Below are 15,739 nucleotides of genomic sequence, written 5' to 3'. Positions count from 1 at the left end.
GTGGGTTGCCGCTGCCTGGCTGGCCTGGCCTGCCGGGCCTGGCGTAACAGCGGGCGCGGTACCGCAGCCAATGAGGCCGCATGTGGCTTCCGGCGTGACGTCGCTGTCGGCGCTGCGCTTTCCGCCCGGTTCCCGAGTCGAGCCATTGGCCGACCGCATGTGGCTGAGCGGCACGCCCGTGCAGGTGATCGTGTTCGATGCGCCTGTCAATGCGCCTGAACTGATCCGCGAGCTGTCACGCCAGCAGCCGGCGTTGGGCGATCTTCAGGTACTGCCGGGGCAGGCCATCTTGTCTGGCCTGGTCGGCGATGCCTGGTGGGTGGCGCAGATGGAAAGTCCGGAAGCCGGGCGCAGTGTCGGCAGCATTTCTGTGCTGCATGCACAACCGTTGCCGGCTTCGACCCCGCCGGCCTGGCTGCCGGCCAACGCTCGTCTCAGATTGGATTTCACTGTATTGGAAGGGGGTATGAAGGTGTCTGAACATATTTGGCAGCATCCTCTGCCGCCTGGGCGCTTGGCGTTGCGGCTGCAACAGGGGTTGCTGCGCGAGGGATGGCGTCGGGTAGAAAACGATTCGGCCGGCGGGGCACGGCAGTCTTGGCGCCGTCAAGGGACGCAGCTGCAATGGCTGCTGGTGCCGTTGGACGCGGGCAGTGGCTTGTGGGTCAGGCGGTGGACGCCATGACCGGCTTCTTCACGCAGGGTGTGCGGCGCTTGCGCAAAGCCGCCGTGTATCTGCTGGCGCTGGCGGCGGGCTTGTTGTCCGCCTGGGCGGTGCGCGAGCACGTGCAGCAACGCGTGCTGGCGCTTGAAGCCGAGGCGCGCACGCCGCAGGTCAGCCGGTTGGTGGCGGCCTACGATCTGCCTGCCGGCACGACGCTGGGCGAATCGCATCTGGCGATACGAGACATACCGGCGCAATGGGCGCCCGCCGCCAGCGTCGAGCCATCAGACATCGACGGCGTGCTGGGCGCCCAACTGACTTCTGACCTGGCCCAGGGCGAACCGGTGCTCAAGGCCTATCTGGCCTTCACCTTGCCCGTACCGGCGCTGGCCTCGCGGCTCAAACCCGGACAGCGTGCGCTGATGGTTGCCGCGGGCGACCTGGGCGGTCTGTCGGACATGCTGCGAGCCGGAGACGCCATCGACATCTACGTGTCCTTCTCGTATCGCGATCGCGAGGTGACGGTGCCGCTATTGCAAGGCATGCGGGTGTTGACGGCGGTGGACACGGCAGGAGGCGATGGAGCCGCCCACGTCACGCTGGCGGCCAGTCCGGATGAAGCCATGCGATACATCGCGGCCAGGCAGGCCGGAACGCTGACGGCGATGCTGCGCAACCGCGACGACGCCGCGGCCGTCAGCGCGGCGCCGCAAAGCGACCTGGCTTCGTTGATCGGCCTGAACCGCGAGCCTCGCCGTAAGCCGGGCGTGGTCATCCTGTACGGCGACCAGCTGGGCGCGCAGAGCGGCGTGCAGGGCGCTGGCGTGGCCGGTTTCGAAGCGGAGCATCCATGATCATTCGATACGTGGCCGCGGTGTCCGCGCTGTGCCTGGGGCTGGTCTGCGCACCCGCCTGGCCCGCCGACGAAGCGCTGGAAATGCAGGTCGGCGAAACCCGTGTGCTGTCGCAGCCGGGCGTGACGCGCGTCGCCATCGGCAACGGCCAGGTGCTCAGCGCCGTCGCGACCGAAGGCCGCGAGGTCGTCGTCTTTGCACGTGCCGAGGGCGTGTCCTCGGTGCATCTTTGGGCGGCTGGGCGAGTCAAGGCCTACGACGTGCGGGTGGTGCCGGCGGGGGCGCCGCGCTTGCGGGCCGAGGTCGAATCCCTGCTGGCGCGCATTCCGGGTACCCGCAGCACCTTGGTGGGCGGCCGCATCGTCATCGAAGGCGACGATCTGTCCGATGACGACCGCGCCCGCATTGCCGCCTTGGCCGATCGTTATCCGGATGTGCTGGATTTCACCGGGCAGGTCGGTTGGGACAGCATGGTGTTGCTGGACGTGCAGGTGGTCGAGATTCCCAGTTCCCGGCTGCGCGAGTTTGGCGTGCGCTGGGACGGCATGACGCAAGGCGGCGTGAATGCCGGCCTGGCTTGGGATGGCGGGTCGCGTGGCAGGATGAGCCGCCCCGGAGAGCAGGTGATCGAGACCCCGGCGCCGGTGTCGTCGGCGGCGGGCTATTTCGGCGTCAACGCGCTGCTTTCGGCGCGCATTGCCGCCCTGGCCCAGAACGGCGAGGCCGTCATGCTGGCGCAGCCCCAGCTGCTGGCCCGTAGCGGCGCCAGCGCGACGTTCCTGGCGGGGGGCGAGGTGCCTTATACGTCCACCGATTCGCGCGGCAATCCCACGACGTTGTTCAAGCCCTATGGCGTGTCCCTGCGGATCACGCCGCGCATCGATCGCAACGGCGTCATCCGCTCGTTGATCGAGGTCGAGGCCAGTTCCGTCGATATGGCGCTGACGTCGCCCAGCGGGCCGGCATTGCGCACGCGTCGCGCATCCACCGAGTTCAACGTGCGGTCGGGCGACACGCTGGTCATCGGCGGCTTCCTGTCGCGCGAGCGTTCCGACGAGCACACCGGTCTGCCCGGCCTGAAAGACATCCCGATTCTTGGCGCCCTGTTTTCGTCGCGCCGCTATCAGCTGCGCGAAACCGAGCTGGCCATTTTCGTCACGCCCAAGATCGTCTCGCGCCACGAACCCGCCATGGCCGACCGGGTGCGGCGTGGCCGTGAAGTGGTGGATGCCGCGTTTCCCGAATCCCCGCGGCTGGGGACGGCGGTTCCGACGGCGGGGGGATGGGACCCCTATGCGGGGGCCGGCTCGCAGTGGGCCGATGGCAGCCGCGACATGACCGCGATCAACCAGGAATAGCGCCATGCTTGAAATCGAAATGACCTACGAAGACGCGGCGACGCGCAAGATCACCGTGGCCGCGCCGATTCTCATCGGCCGGGGCACGCAGTGCGGGCTGCGCATCGCCAACTGGCGGGTAGGGCGCCAGCATGCGCGGCTGCTGCACGAGGCGTCGATGATCGTGCTCGAGGATTTAGGCACGCTGGGCGGCACGCTCGTCAACGGGCAGCGGGTGGTGCGCCATTCACCCGTCTTACCTGAAGACGAGATTCTGATCGGGCCATGTCGCCTGCGCGTGGCGTGGGCGCAGCCGGACGGGGCGGAGGGCGAGCCGGCCGATGCCGCCACGTTGGCGCAGTCTGTCCCGGCGCTGGTTCCGGATGCGGGCATGCCTGCGCCCTTGGTCGTGGCGGCGCTGCCGTCCCTGCAGCAACGCCGGCGATTGCATGCGGCGTTGCTGGGCGCGCTGGATTTGCGTCGGCGCGACGTCGCCGGCATGAGTGACGCGATGCTGCGCGCCGAAGCCGAAAGGTTGTTGACGCAGATCGTGGCCGACGACGGCGATTTACCCCCAGGGGCAGATCGTGTGGCGCTGTGCCGCGAAGTGCTGGATGAAGCGGTGGGATTGGGGCCGCTCGAACCGCTGTTGGCCGCGCCGGGCGTGACCGAGATCATGGTCAACCGGTACGACGAAATCTACATCGAACGCGAAGGCCGGCTCTGGCGGCACGCAGGCGCCTTCACCAGCGAGCAGTCCGTGCGCTGGGTCATCGAACGCATCGTCACGCCGCTGGGGCGCCGCATCGACGAAAGCTCTCCGATGGTGGATGCCCGCCTGCCGGATGGTTCGCGGGTGCACGCCATCATTCCGCCGGTCGCGCTGAAGGGAGCCAGCCTGACCATCCGCAAATTCCCGCAGCGCCGGCCCGGTATGCCCGACCTGCTGGCGGCAGGCTCGTTGAGCGAGGCCATGGCGCGGTTTCTGGCGCTGTGCGTGCGGATGCGCAAGAACCTGGTGGTGTCCGGCGGGACGGGCTCGGGCAAGACCACGCTTCTGAACATCCTGTCCAACGAGATCCCGGATGGCGAGCGCGTGGTCACCATCGAAGACGCCGCCGAGCTGCGGCTGAACCACGAACACCTGGTGGCGCTGGAGGCGCGACCGGCCAACCAGGAAGGGCGAGGCCGCATCGACATCCGCGAGCTGGTGCGCAATGCCCTGCGCATGCGGCCGGACCGTATCGTGGTGGGTGAATGCCGTGGCGCCGAGGCCTTTGACATGCTGACCGCCATGAATACGGGGCACGAGGGGTCATTGACCACGTTGCATGCCAATTCCACTCGCGATGCGCTGGCCCGCCTGGAATCGATGATTCTGATGGCGGGGATGGATCTGCCTTTGGCGGTGGTGCGCGAGCACATTGCCGCCAGCATCGACATCATCGTGCAGCAGGCGCGCCTGGCGGACGGGCGTCGCGTGGTGACCTCGGTGGCCGAGGTGACCGGCATGGAAAGCGGCCGTATCCAGTTGCAGGAGCTATTCCGGCACGAACGGTCGGGTGGCTTTGTCGGGTGCGGGGCGGTGCCCAGTTTCGCTCAGGAATGGCGGGACGCGGCTGCGGGGCTGGACCCCGCCTGGTTCTGCGGGGCGGGCGAGATGGACAATCCGGGCAATGCGGCGCCGAGCTATCCGACGGGCCTGGCATGATCTGGCTGGCCGCAGGCGGGGCAATGGTGTGCGTCATGGTGCTGGCCTGGTGGGCACAGGGCTGGTTCGCGCCGGCGTTGCGGCGCTACCGCGCGATCTACACGCAGGAAGCCGGCGTCAAGCTGGGCGAGTTGTTCCTGTTCATCGATCCGGCGCAGCTGTGGGTGGGGGCGGTGGTCGGCGCCACCCTGACGGCCTTGCTGGCGTTCGCCGCGACCGCCAGCGGCATCATTGCCGCCGTGGCCGGCCTGGCCGCGCTGCGTGCCCCGCGCATGCTGGTGGACGGCCTGCGGCGCCGGCGTGCCAGCCGGTTCGAGCAGCAGCTGCCGATGGCGCTGCTGATGCTGGCGTCGGCGCTACGAGCCGGCGTGGCGCTGACGACCGGATTGCGCCACATGGTGGATCAGGGCGCGGCGCCGCTGGCCCAGGAATTCGGCCTGATGCTGCGCGAGCAACGGCTGGGTGTGCCGTGGGACCAGGCGCTCGAGAACCTGAACGTGCGCATGGCGGCCGATTCCACCGCGCTGGTCGTGGCCGCGATGCGCATCGCCGCACAGACGGGCGGCAACCTGGCGGAAGCGCTGGAAAGCATCGCCCAGACGGTGCGCGCCAGGCTGCAACTGCAGGCCAAGTTGCGGGCCCTGACGTCGCAGGGGCGCATGCAGGCCTGGATCGTGGGGGCCTTGCCCTTGCTGTTGCTGGCGGTGCTGGACCAGATGGAGCCGGAGATCATGGGGTTGTTGTGGCGCACGCCGCTGGGGTGGGCGGTGCTGGCCGTCCTGGCGGTGCTGGAAACCGCAGGCATATTGTTGATCCGGCGCATCGTCCGGATTGACTTCTGAGAGGCGCGCCATGTGGCTGTATCTGGGAATGGGTTTGGCGGCGTTGGGCACGGCCTGGTGGGCGTGGATTGTGTTTCGCCCCTTGTTGCTGGACGAACCCGCAGTGGCCAGCGCCATGCCATGGTGGTGGCGCATGGCCTGGCCCTGGATTTTCGCGGTGGCGCCCTTGGCGGCACCGCTGTGTTCCTGGCGGTGGCGGCGCCGGCTGGACCGGGCTATCGAGCGGGCCGCCTTGCCCGCGGAAATTCGCTACGAGCACATGGCTGCCCTGGGAGTGACCGCTGCGCTGGCGGGGGCAGGGACGGCGGCCGCATTGGCATGGGCATTGATGGACGGCGGCGTGCTGGCCTGGGTGCCATTGGCCGGGGGCACCGCAGCCGTGACCGGCGCCGTGCCTGGCCTATGGTTGAGAGGGCTGGGCGCGAAACGGCGCCGCAGTGTCGAACGCGATTTGCCGTTCGTTTTCGACATGATGACGCTCTGCGTCGAGGCCGGCCTGAGCATGCATGGCGCGTTGCAGCTGGCCGCGGCCAATGGCCCCAAGGGGCCGCTTCGCGATGCCCTGGCTGGGGCCTTGGCGGACATGCGCGCGGGCGTTTCCCGCACGGCCGCCATCCAGGCGTTGGCGGATCGTTGCGACAGCCCACTGGCGCGCAATTGGGCCGCGGCGCTGGCCCAGGCGGACGCCCTGGGTATCAGCCTGGGGCCGGTGCTGAGGGCCCAGGCGGCGCAAAGCCGCAATGATCGCCAGGTGCGCGCCGAGCAACTGGCGATGCAGGCGCCCGTGAAGATGCTGCTGCCGCTGATTGCCTGCATCTTCCCGTGCACGTTCATCGTGCTGGCATTTCCCATCGCCATTCAACTGCTGCAGGGGACGCAGTGACCGGCCGGACGCCTTTGCCGCGGACGCGGCTGCGCCTCTTGCGGGTGTCGGGCTGGATGGGCAGGATGCGCGGCCTGTTGGGACGCCGCCCGCCGGGCCCGCGGTCGGGCATTTTGCTGGCGCCTTGCTGGGCGGTGCATACCTTCGGCATGCGCCACGCCATTGACGTGGCCTTCGTGTCGCGCGAGGGGCGGGTGATGAAGGTCTGCAGGGCGCTGGCGCCCCGCAGGGTGGCGTCATGCCTGGGCGCTGTGGCCGTTGTCGAGGTTCGGGCTGGCGTTATTGATGCCGAACACGGCGGTATACGACGGGTAGAAGCTGCAATAGAACACGCCGGCCGCCGCGATCGTGAACGGAATCTGCAGCGTGCTGGCAAATTGCGGTGACAGTCCGATGTAGACGAGCAGGCCCGAGCAAAGATCGAGGAACAGCGCAATCAGGACCCACGTGGCGGCGTACACCAGGAAGGCCCATTTGTTGCGCCAGCAGGCAATGCCGGAGAAGAACAGGGCCTGCATCAGGCGCAATCCATGCCAGGCCACCAGCACGGGCGCATACCAGAACAGCGCCGCGATGATCACGTACAGCACCGTGAAGATGATGAGCGGCGTGCGCAACGCCTGCAAGATGGGTTCCATGCTGTTTTCGATGGAGGCGATGCGCATGCCTTCGGCGAAGGCGGCCGAGAAGGGCAGGAAGGTGGCAAGGCCGGCGATCAGGCTGACGGCGGCGTACAGCAGGCCCATCAGGAACAGTTTCCTGAAGACGCCAGGCTGTTTCAGGGGCTTGGCCCACATCGAGGGCAGCATCACGCGGTCTGCCTCGACATGCTTGCAGGCCGCCAGGCTCATCAGCGTGACGGACGGCATCAGGGCAATGAACAGGATCGGGCCGACGATCTGTGCGGCAAAAGCGAAGATGACCAGGAGACTGTTGGCCAGCGCCCAGGTGTACATGGCCAGGGGTTGCTTGCGGAACAGACGGAAGCCGTCTCGGACCCATTGCCAGCCGGAGGACGCGGGTAGGAATGCTGCTTGCATGGCTCTCTTGGGGAGTGATCTCTCAATAAGGGACGTGCTACCCCCATTATGGGGGGCGTAACGGTTACGGCAATACTGGCAGGCCCGCGCGGTGGCGCGCCTGCAACACTCTTTCGAAATGACGGGGGTCGTGCGGCTTGAGCGTCTGGGCCGGCCGCGGCAGGAAATAGTCGTACAGGCGGGACAACCAGAAACGCAGGGCAGCCGCGCGCAGCATCAGCGGCCAGGCCTGGCGTTCGGCGTCGGTGAACGGCCGGACCCGGGCGTAGGCGGCGAGCCACGACTGGACCAGCTCGGGGATGAATTCGCCGGTATCGCGTTCGATGCACCAGTCGTTGACGCTGACGGCCACATCGAACAGCCAGGTGTCGCAGCCGGCGAAATAGAAATCGATGATGCCGCCCATGAGGGGGTCTTCGAAGGTGCCGGCGAACAGCACGTTGTCACGGAACAGGTCGCAGTGGGCCGGGCCCGCGGGCAGCGTCTGCCATGCCGGGGTGGCGGCGGCCGCTTGCTGGTCGGCCAGTTCAGTCTGCAGCAGTTGGGCCTGGCCGGCTTCCAGGAAGGGCATGACCTTGGGGGCGGTCTCGACCCACCAGGACAGGCCGCGCAGGTTGGGCTGCTGGATCGGGAAGTCCTGCCCGGCCAGGTGGGCGCGGGCCAGGGTGGCGCCGATCAGGGCGCAATGGGCGGCGCCGGGCGCGGGCTCGTAGCCGCCGGGCAGGCGCGAAACGATGGCGCAGGGCTTGCCGTGCAGGGTGGTCAGGCGGGTGCCGTCGCGCAGCGTCTGCGGCTGCGGCACGGGGATGCCGCGGCTGGCCAGGTGGTACATCAGCTCGATGTAGAACGGCAGTTGCGCCTGCGTCAGCACCTCGAACAGCGTCAGCACGTACTCGCCACGGCTGGTGTACAGGAAATAATTGGTGTTTTCGATGCCCGCCGTAATCCCTCGCAGCGAGACGAACTCGCCCAGGTCGAAATGCGCCAACAGGGCGCGCGCGTCGTCGTCGGATACGGGGGTGAATACGGCCATTGATGTACGGAAAGAGGGGAGTTAACGGGCGGGCGGACATGGCTGTACGCGGCGGCGGCGCAATTTTAGACCACATGGCGGGCAGGGGTTCACCGGCCGCGCAATCCGCTTGCCGGACACAAACCGGCCAAGCACCGTAAAATACCGCATCCCCTTGTTTTACTGAGCGATTCTTGGACTCCCCCGACTGGCGGCTGTGCGTCGCCCCGATGATTGACGTGACCGACCGGCATTGCCGCTATTTCCACCGGCTGCTGGCCCCGCGCGCACGTCTGTACACCGAAATGATCACGACCGGCGCGCTGCTGTATGGCAATGTGGCCCGCCACCTGGACTTCGACGAGGCCGAACACCCGGTTGCCCTGCAACTGGGCGGGAGCGAGCCGGACGCATTGGCGCAGTCGGCCAAGCTGGGGCGCCAGTGGGGCTACGACGAAATCAACCTGAACTGCGGCTGTCCGTCGGAACGTGTGCAAAAAGGGGCTTTCGGCGCCTGCCTGATGGCCGAGCCGGATCTGGTCGCCGATTGCATCAAGGCCATGCAGGACGCCGTGGACATCCCTGTCACCGTCAAGCACCGGCTGGGGCTGGACTACGACGAGTCCTATTCTTTCGTGCGCGATTTTGTCGGCAAGATCTACGACACCGGCTGCCGGGTGTTCGTGGCCCATGCCCGCAATGCGGTGCTCAAGGGGCTGTCGCCCAAGGACAACCGAGAAATTCCGCCGCTGCGCTACGACGTGGTGCGTCAGCTCAAGCAGGACTTCCCGGATTGCGTGTTCGTGCTGAACGGCGGGCTGGCCGATGCCGACCAGTCCGTGGCCGCCGCCGCCGATTTCGACGGCGTCATGCTGGGCCGTGCGGCTTGGCACACGCCACGCGTGCTGTCCGAAGTGTCATTGCAGCTGTGGCCATCGGTGCGCCTGCCCAGCGATGCGCAGGTGGTCGACGCCATGATGGAATATGCCGCGCGCCAGGTGGCGCAGGGCGTGCCGCTGCGCGTCATGACGCGGCCCATGTTGGGCCTGGTGAATGGCCAGACAGGCGCGCGCCGCTGGCGCCGCATGCTGTCGGACCCGGCCTTGTTGGCCGCGAACAATCCGGCGCTGATCTATGACGCCTGGCGCAGCCAACGGCACGCGCCGGATATGCGCGGCGCCGCGTTGACGGCGGCGCCGGCGGGTATCTGATAAATAACGGCCCCTGAGCAGGGGCCGTCTCTGTCCGCGGCAAGTGTCCGCGGGCCGGACTCAGGACTTGGCCGGTTCGGCGCTTTCGGCGGGCCAGTCGCGGATGTAGGCCTTGAGCATGTTGTTCTCGAACTGCTGGGCCGCCACGATGGCCTGGGCCATGTCGTAGAACGAAATCACGCCCATCAGGGTCGGGCCGTCCATGACCGGGATGTAGCGCGCGTGCTTTTCGAGCATCAGGCGCTGCACTTCGTCGGCGCTGGTGTTGGGCGACACGCTGACCGGGGCGTCGTCCATGATGGACCGGATGGTGGTTTCGCCTGCGCCGCCATGCGCGTGCATGTGGCGGATGATCTCGCGGAACGTCAGCATGCCCGTCAGGGTGCCGAATTCCATGATGACGAGCGAGCCGATATCCTGCTCGCTCATGGTTTGCACGGCCTGGGACACGGGCATGTCCGGCGATGCCGTGTAAAGCGTGTCTCCTTTGACGCGCAGAATCTCGCTGACCTTCAACATCGGTTTCTCCTGGGCGCAACGCGCCCTGATGCTATTTGCTATTTCTTGTTCGCTTCCAGCTGCAAGACCGGGGCGATGCCATTTGCGGTATTTTGCGCCTCTCCGCAAAGTTCTTCCAGCGTTGGCGTGTTTTGCTGGGAAATCACGGCCGAGGCGACCTTGAGGATTTCGGCGTCGTCGCGGACCCGCGGCTGGCTGCGGTCCAGCAGGAAACGGTCGACGACGGGCGCCAGGGATGTCTCGCGGGCGTCGCAGGTCAGCACCCACAGGTCGTCCGGGCTGCGGGTGATCAGGCCCATGTCGCTGAGCCGCTCCAGGACCTCGTTCAGTTCGTCCTGGTGCAGTTTCAGGCCGGAAGCCAACCGGTTGGCGGGCAGGCCGGGCGGGCTTTCGGACTGGGCCCGGCGCAATACGCGCAGCACGTCCAGCGCATCCACGAAGGGCGCGCCGGGGTAACGGTTGAATTCCCAGCGGCCCAGCCGGATGAGCGGGGCGCTGGCGGCCAGGGTGGCCCCCAGCAGCACGGCCAGCCACGACAGGTAGATCCAGAGCAGGAAAATGGGCAGCGTGGCAAACGCGCCGTAGATGACGGTATAGGTGGGGAAGCGGGTCAGGTAGTAGGCGAACGCCGATTTCATGACTTCCAGCGCGACCGCGGTGACACAGCCGCCCACCAGGGCGTCGCGCCACAGCACGTCGCGGTTCGGCACCACCACGAACAGGGCCGCGAACCCCAGGCCGGTCAGCACCAGCGGGATGAACGAGACGGCGACGCTGACGATTTCGGGCACGTCGCGCACCAGCCCCAGCGATTCCCGGGCCACGAACGAGGTGGCCCACAGGCTGGCGCCGGCCACCACGGGCCCCAGCGTGATGACGGCCCAGTACACCAGGGCGCGCTGCGGCAGCGGCCGCTGCCGGGTAACGTGCCAGATGTCGTTGAAGGCCTTGTCGATGGTCATGATGAGCAGCAGCGACGTGACCAACAGGAAGCCGCCGCCGATCGCGGTCAGGCGCGAGGCCTGGCGGGCGAACTGGTTCAGGTATTCCATGATGTTGTCCGACACGGACGGCGGCATCAGGCTGTTGGTCAGGAAGTCTTCGAGGGCGACCCGGAATTCCTGGAAAACAGGAAAGGCGGTGAACAGCGACAGGACCACGGCCAGCATCGGCACGATGGCCAGCACCGTAGTGAAGGTGAGGCTGGAGGCAACCTGCAGCAGCTTTTCTTCGTCGGCGCGCTGGGCGGTGAACAGGAAGGCGCGGCCCACGCGGGCGCCCCACGAAGCGCGTGGGGGCGGGGGCTCGGTGGCCGCCGGCGCGGCGGCGGCAGGCTCGGCGGGGCGGTTCATCAGGCGATAATAGCAGCATGAACCCTGAACTCAACCCCCGCTTGCGCCTGGCGGCATCGGTGTCGCTGTTCGCCTTGATCGTGTTGTGCGTGACCTGGGAAACGGTCGTGGCGCCGTTGCGCCCGGGCGGTTCCTGGATGCTGCTCAAGGCCTTGCCGCTGGTGTTGCCGCTGCGGGGCATCCTGCGCGGCAATCTCTATACGTACCAGTGGGCCTCGATGCTGTCGCTGTTGTACCTGATGGAAGGCGCGGTGCGGGCGATGTCGGATCCGGCACCGCTGTCGGTCTTGATGGCCTGGGGCGAGATCGTGCTGTCCACCGTGTTTTTCCTTAGCGCCATTTTCTACGTGCGGCCGGCCAAGCGGGCCGCCAGGAGCCAACGCGCATGAGCGCCCATTCCTTGTCCGAATTGCAGGCCGTCAACTCGTTCGCGGCCTTGCCAGAGGCGTTCTACACGCGGCTGGCGCCGCAGCCGCTGAACAATCCCCGCTTGCTGCACGCCAACGCCGAGGCCGCCGCCCTGGTCGGGCTGGACCCGTCGGTGTTGCAGACGCCGGAATTCCTGCGTGTCTTTTCCGGGGCCGATCCGCTGCCGGGCGGTGACACCCTGGCCGCGGTATACAGCGGCCACCAGTTCGGCGTCTGGGCGGGCCAGTTGGGAGATGGCCGCGCCCACTTGCTGGGCGAGATCCAGGGGCCGTCGGGCGCCTGGGAATTGCAGCTTAAAGGGGCGGGCCTGACGCCGTATTCCCGCATGGGCGATGGCCGGGCCGTGCTGCGGTCGTCGGTGCGCGAGTACCTGGCCAGCGAGGCCATGCACGGCTTGGGCGTGCCGACCACCCGCGCGTTGGCGCTGGTGACCTCGGACGACCCGGTGTGGCGCGAAACCGTGGAAACCGCGGCCATCGTCACCCGCATGTCGCCCAGTTTCGTGCGCTTTGGTTCCTTCGAACATTGGTCGTCGCGCCGCCAGCCGGACATGCTCAAGGCGCTGGCCGACTACGTGATCGACCGCTTCTATCCGGAATGCCGGGCCGCGCCGGCGGGCGAGCCGCAAGATGCCGCCGCACCCTTCATGGGCCTGCTGCGCGAAGTGACCCGCCGCACGGCGGTATTGATGGCGGATTGGCAGGCGGTGGGCTTTTGCCATGGGGTCATGAATACCGACAACATGTCGATTCTAGGGCTGACGCTGGACTACGGCCCCTATGGCTTCATGGACGGCTTCCGCCTGGGGCACGTATGCAACCATTCCGACTCCGAAGGCCGCTATTCCTGGAACCGCCAGCCGTCCGTGGCACTCTGGAACCTGTACCGCCTGGGGGGCAGCCTGCACACGCTGGTGCAGGACGTCGATGGCCTGCGCGCCGTGCTGGACGAGTACGAAGGGGTATTTACGCGCGCCTTCCATGACCGCATGGGCGCCAAGCTGGGGCTGGCGGCGTGGCGTCCGGCTGACGAACCCCTGTTGGACGACCTGCTCAAGCTGATGGACGCCAACCAGGCGGACTTCACCCTGACCTGGCGCCGTCTGGCCGATGCGGTGTCGGGCCGCCGCGCGCCGTTCGAAGACCTGTTCATCGACCGACCCGCCGCCGCGGCGTGGCTGGATCGGCTGTTGGCGCGCCACGCGCAGGATGGCCGGCCGGCCAATGAGGTCGCGCAGGCCATGAACCGGGTCAACCCGCTATATGTATTGCGCAATCATCTGGCCGAAGAGGCGATCCGTGCTGCGAAGACGGGGGACGCCAGCGAGATCGATACGCTGATGAAACTGTTGCGCGCGCCGTTCACGGAACAGGCTGGCTATGAGAAATATGCCAGCCTGCCACCGGATTGGGCCAATGGCATTGAAGTCAGTTGTTCGTCTTGATGTTCGTTTTGAGCGATTCTTGACGACAAAACGTCTTTTTAGAGGTGGATACCGTAGAAAATCGGCGCATTGAGACGAAAAATCGCGGTTTTTTTCTCTGCAATCATTCGTTTCCATTGTAAAAGTCGTAAGATTGTCGCCTGCGGGACACTCAGGACGGTACGCCCGTCCTTGGGGCATTTGTCGACAATTTTCAATATAAAGCACTCTAAATATGCCTGGCGCAGATGGTTTGCTGTGTATCGGCCTGCTTGAGGATGATGCGGACTTCCGGGAGGAGTTGGCGTTGGGCCTGGGTGGGTACGGTTTCCGAGTGGCGTTTGCCTGTGACAACGCCGCGGCCTTTTACCGTCGCCTGCAGGAGCAGCCCTGCGACATCGTCATCCTTGACGCCCATCTTCCTGGCGAAGACGGTTTTTCGGTGGCCACGCGCTTGCGCGCGTTGAGCCCGGTCGGCATTGTGATGCTGACGGGCCGCAGCGCGCTTGAAGATCGGGTGCGCGGCCTGGAAGGCGGCGCCGACGTCTATATGACCAAGCCGGTGGATTTGCTGGAGCTCAGTTCCGTCATCCGCAGCCTGGCGCGGCGCATGCGCCTTGCCAAGGTGCCGCGTCCGGCCGACGCCGAAACCCGGGCATCGGCCGATACCGCCTGGTCGCTGCAGGATGGCGGCTGGATTCTGGTGGCGCCGGACGGCGCCTCGCTGCACCTGAGCGCGCAGGAACGCACGTTCCTGATGGCCTTGATGGACGCGGCGGGGTCGGCAGTCAGCCGCCAGGCCTTGGCCGAATTGTTCCTGCCTGACAGCCCCGGGGGCTTCGAGTTGCGCCGTATCGACGTGCTGGTGAGCCGCCTGCGCGCCAAGGCGCAAAGCGCGGGCCTGAAGTTGCCCGTGCTGTCCGTGCGCGGCCAGGGCTACGTGTTCGCGGCCTGATCCATGTCGGCCGCCGCCGGTGGCCGCGCGGGCAGGGTGATGACGAAGCGCGTGCCCACGCCGACCTGGCTTTGCATGGTCAGCGAGCCGCCCTGAGCCTGGCAGATGCGCCGGGCGAGGTACAGGCCAATCCCCATTCCCTGTGTTTCGCGGTGCGCCGAGCGGCGGAAGTGCGGCTCGAAGATGCGCGCCTGTTCTTCTTCACCGATGCCCGGGCCGCTGTCGGTAACCGCCATCCAGGCCATGGGTACGCCGTTTTCCAGGGTACGACCGGTGTCGATGCGGATGGGTTCGCTGGCCGGCGAATACTTGATGGCGTTGTGGATCAGGTTGCGCACGACCACGCTGGTCAGCGGGCGGTCGCAATACACGGGCAGGGTGTCGGCGTCGGTCTGCAGCAATAAGGCGTGCGCCGTGTCCGGCTGCATGGCGGCCACCACGTCGCCCACCAGTTCCGACATGTCGGCCACTTCGCCACGCGGCGTCCAGGCCTCGCGGCCCAGGCGATCCTGGTTCAGCAGTTGTCCCATCAACTCGGTCATGCGGGTGACGGACCGGTGGATGCGGGCCAGGCGGTTATCGACCGCCTCGCCGCTGCCGGACAGGATCATGTCCAGCGACTGGGCCGCCGCGCTGATGGTGGCCAGCGGCGCACGCAGCTCGTGCGAGATCAGGGCGTTCATCTGGCGCTGGGTGTCCAGGGCGCCAGCCATTTCGACCAGGCGCAGTTCGCCTTCGATCTGATGGTCGATCCCGGTGGGATCGGTGTGGGCCGGGTCCTGGCGCGGCTGGCGTTCCATACCGGCCAGCAACAGGGCGGCCAGCACCAGTAGCAGTCGGGCCAATTCGGGCGCGAGCGCTCCGCCGACAGTGGGGGACCAGGCGTCCTGGGCCAGCACCCAGGCCGATAGCGTGTAGGCGGCGCCCAGTGCGAGCGCAGAGGCCCGGTGCGGGCCACGCCTGGCCGCGGCCGCCAGGAACCACGCGGCCAGCGCCGCACTGGCCGCTGCGCACACGGCGGCGATCAGGCCGGGCAGCAGGCCGCCGTCGGCGTCATAGACGAAGATCAGCGCCAGCGCCGCCAGGCCCGTCAGCCCGATGCAGGCCCAACGGCATGCCGCGGCCAACCGGGCGGCGACAGGACTGCCGGCAATGAGCGGAACGGACAAGGCGAGCAGCGCGGCGAACGAGCCGGCCTGCAAGGCGCCGGCGGGAAACAGCAGGGGCTGCACGCGCAGCACGCCTTCCACCAGCACGAACGCCAGGGCGGCACCGTAGCGAGCGGCGCGCGTGTAGGCCCAGGCGGCCGCGAATGCCGCCGCGCAGGCCAGGGCGACACCGGCAACGAGGCCAGCCTGAAGATCGGGGTAGGGATGGGCGGGGCCGGCGGCCATCAGCGGGCCGGGCCATGACAGGGCCGCCATCAGCCATGCCGGCCAGCTTGATCGCGCCGGGCGCTGAAGGCGGGCGTGGCTTGCGCGGCGATGGCGCACGCGCCAGAGGGCGC

The 15,739-nt window shown here is 67.4% G+C and carries 15 protein-coding genes and 1 pseudogene; 11 read left to right on the top strand and 5 right to left on the bottom strand.

Annotated features, from left to right (window positions below; all coding sequences use genetic code 11):
- Positions 1-94: 94 nt before the first annotated feature.
- The 7 genes and pseudogenes from AC3WMR_RS18850 to AC3WMR_RS18820 all read left to right on the top strand — a co-directional run.
- Complete coding sequence (locus AC3WMR_RS18850) at positions 95-685, top strand: hypothetical protein (protein WP_492266377.1); 591 nt, start codon at positions 95-97, stop codon at positions 683-685.
- On the top strand, positions 682-1,518 hold the full coding sequence (gene cpaB, locus AC3WMR_RS18845) for a Flp pilus assembly protein CpaB (protein ID WP_492266378.1): 837 nt from the start codon (positions 682-684) through the stop codon (positions 1,516-1,518). Before AC3WMR_RS18850 ends, cpaB begins: the two co-directional genes overlap by 4 nt.
- Positions 1,515-2,876: a type II and III secretion system protein family protein gene (locus tag AC3WMR_RS18840; protein WP_492266379.1), complete on the top strand. Its 1,362-nt coding sequence runs from the start codon at positions 1,515-1,517 to the stop codon at positions 2,874-2,876. The genes cpaB and AC3WMR_RS18840 overlap by 4 nt, the downstream gene beginning before the upstream one ends.
- Positions 2,877-2,880: 4 nt before the next feature.
- Positions 2,881-4,566, top strand: coding sequence for a TadA family conjugal transfer-associated ATPase (locus AC3WMR_RS18835; RefSeq protein ID WP_492266380.1), 1,686 nt, complete (start codon positions 2,881-2,883; stop codon positions 4,564-4,566).
- Positions 4,563-5,408: a type II secretion system F family protein gene (locus AC3WMR_RS18830; protein ID WP_492266381.1), complete on the top strand. Its 846-nt coding sequence runs from the start codon at positions 4,563-4,565 to the stop codon at positions 5,406-5,408. The genes AC3WMR_RS18835 and AC3WMR_RS18830 overlap by 4 nt, the downstream gene beginning before the upstream one ends.
- A 10-nt stretch (positions 5,409-5,418) precedes the next feature.
- On the top strand, positions 5,419-6,291 hold the full coding sequence (locus tag AC3WMR_RS18825; RefSeq protein WP_492266382.1) for a type II secretion system F family protein: 873 nt from the start codon (positions 5,419-5,421) through the stop codon (positions 6,289-6,291).
- Between the two features lie 56 nt (positions 6,292-6,347).
- Positions 6,348-6,521 (top strand): annotated as a pseudogene (locus tag AC3WMR_RS18820) (DUF192 domain-containing protein); the annotation flags it as partial.
- A gap of 6 nt (positions 6,522-6,527) precedes the next feature.
- Here AC3WMR_RS18820 and AC3WMR_RS18815 read toward each other — a convergent pair.
- Together AC3WMR_RS18815 and AC3WMR_RS18810 are read right to left on the bottom strand one after the other, a co-directional pair.
- On the bottom strand, positions 6,528-7,331 hold the full coding sequence (locus AC3WMR_RS18815; RefSeq protein ID WP_492266383.1) for a BPSS1780 family membrane protein: 804 nt from the start codon (positions 7,329-7,331) through the stop codon (positions 6,528-6,530).
- Between the two features lie 64 nt (positions 7,332-7,395).
- A complete protein-coding gene (locus tag AC3WMR_RS18810) occupies positions 7,396-8,364 on the bottom strand; it encodes a homoserine kinase (RefSeq protein ID WP_492266384.1) in 969 nt (322 codons plus the stop codon).
- Positions 8,365-8,537: 173 nt separating this feature from the next.
- On the opposite strand from AC3WMR_RS18810, the gene dusA reads away from it, so the two are divergent.
- On the top strand, positions 8,538-9,554 hold the full coding sequence (dusA, locus tag AC3WMR_RS18805) for a tRNA dihydrouridine(20/20a) synthase DusA (RefSeq protein ID WP_492266385.1): 1,017 nt from the start codon (positions 8,538-8,540) through the stop codon (positions 9,552-9,554).
- A 60-nt stretch (positions 9,555-9,614) separates the two neighbouring features.
- On the opposite strand, the gene AC3WMR_RS18800 is transcribed toward dusA, so the two are convergent.
- Together AC3WMR_RS18800 and AC3WMR_RS18795 are read right to left on the bottom strand one after the other, a co-directional pair.
- Positions 9,615-10,073, bottom strand: a complete 459-nt coding sequence (locus AC3WMR_RS18800) for a CBS domain-containing protein (protein WP_025135294.1) — start codon at positions 10,071-10,073, stop codon at positions 9,615-9,617.
- Between the two features lie 38 nt (positions 10,074-10,111).
- The gene (locus AC3WMR_RS18795; RefSeq protein ID WP_025135295.1) at positions 10,112-11,425 is read right to left on the bottom strand and encodes a YihY family inner membrane protein; all 1,314 of its coding nucleotides are present in this window, start codon (positions 11,423-11,425) and stop codon (positions 10,112-10,114) included.
- 17 nt (positions 11,426-11,442) lie between these two features.
- Between AC3WMR_RS18795 and AC3WMR_RS18790 the strand changes: the two genes are divergently transcribed.
- From AC3WMR_RS18790 to AC3WMR_RS18780, 3 genes are all read left to right on the top strand, one after another.
- Complete coding sequence (locus tag AC3WMR_RS18790) at positions 11,443-11,814, top strand: DUF2069 domain-containing protein (RefSeq protein WP_175192613.1); 372 nt, start codon at positions 11,443-11,445, stop codon at positions 11,812-11,814.
- Positions 11,811-13,298 (top strand): protein adenylyltransferase SelO, encoded by a 1,488-nt coding sequence (locus tag AC3WMR_RS18785; protein WP_492266386.1) that lies wholly within the window; start codon positions 11,811-11,813, stop codon positions 13,296-13,298. Before AC3WMR_RS18790 ends, AC3WMR_RS18785 begins: the two co-directional genes overlap by 4 nt.
- Before the next feature lie 214 nt (positions 13,299-13,512).
- On the top strand, positions 13,513-14,232 hold the full coding sequence (locus AC3WMR_RS18780) for a response regulator transcription factor (protein ID WP_025135298.1): 720 nt from the start codon (positions 13,513-13,515) through the stop codon (positions 14,230-14,232).
- Here the strand turns inward: AC3WMR_RS18780 and AC3WMR_RS18775 are convergent.
- Positions 14,214-15,656: a sensor histidine kinase gene (locus AC3WMR_RS18775; protein WP_492266387.1), complete on the bottom strand. Its 1,443-nt coding sequence runs from the start codon at positions 15,654-15,656 to the stop codon at positions 14,214-14,216. The two genes, AC3WMR_RS18780 and AC3WMR_RS18775, sit on opposite strands and share 19 nt — an antisense overlap.
- Positions 15,657-15,739: the final 83 nt, after the last annotated feature.

Source organism: Achromobacter sp. FW305-C-28 (assembly GCF_058783235.1).
This window is presented reverse-complemented; position numbering and strand designations above follow the sequence as displayed.

Excerpts from the sequence above, each read along its gene's own strand:
- cpaB (WP_492266378.1), top strand. The coding sequence starts at position 682 with ATGACCGGCTTCTTCACGCAGGGTGTGCGGCGCTTGCGCAAAGCCGCC.
- AC3WMR_RS18840 (WP_492266379.1), top strand. The coding sequence starts at position 1,515 with ATGATCATTCGATACGTGGCCGCGGTGTCCGCGCTGTGCCTGGGGCTG.
- AC3WMR_RS18835 (WP_492266380.1), top strand. The coding sequence starts at position 2,881 with ATGCTTGAAATCGAAATGACCTACGAAGACGCGGCGACGCGCAAGATC.
- AC3WMR_RS18830 (WP_492266381.1), top strand. The coding sequence starts at position 4,563 with ATGATCTGGCTGGCCGCAGGCGGGGCAATGGTGTGCGTCATGGTGCTG.
- AC3WMR_RS18825 (WP_492266382.1), top strand. The coding sequence starts at position 5,419 with ATGTGGCTGTATCTGGGAATGGGTTTGGCGGCGTTGGGCACGGCCTGG.
- AC3WMR_RS18815 (WP_492266383.1), bottom strand. The coding sequence starts at position 7,331 with ATGCAAGCAGCATTCCTACCCGCGTCCTCCGGCTGGCAATGGGTCCGA.
- AC3WMR_RS18810 (WP_492266384.1), bottom strand. The coding sequence starts at position 8,364 with ATGGCCGTATTCACCCCCGTATCCGACGACGACGCGCGCGCCCTGTTG.
- AC3WMR_RS18800 (WP_025135294.1), bottom strand. The coding sequence starts at position 10,073 with ATGTTGAAGGTCAGCGAGATTCTGCGCGTCAAAGGAGACACGCTTTAC.
- AC3WMR_RS18795 (WP_025135295.1), bottom strand. The coding sequence starts at position 11,425 with ATGAACCGCCCCGCCGAGCCTGCCGCCGCCGCGCCGGCGGCCACCGAG.
- AC3WMR_RS18790 (WP_175192613.1), top strand. The coding sequence starts at position 11,443 with ATGAACCCTGAACTCAACCCCCGCTTGCGCCTGGCGGCATCGGTGTCG.
- AC3WMR_RS18785 (WP_492266386.1), top strand. The coding sequence starts at position 11,811 with ATGAGCGCCCATTCCTTGTCCGAATTGCAGGCCGTCAACTCGTTCGCG.
- AC3WMR_RS18780 (WP_025135298.1), top strand. The coding sequence starts at position 13,513 with ATGCCTGGCGCAGATGGTTTGCTGTGTATCGGCCTGCTTGAGGATGAT.
- AC3WMR_RS18775 (WP_492266387.1), bottom strand. The coding sequence starts at position 15,656 with ATGGCGGCCCTGTCATGGCCCGGCCCGCTGATGGCCGCCGGCCCCGCC.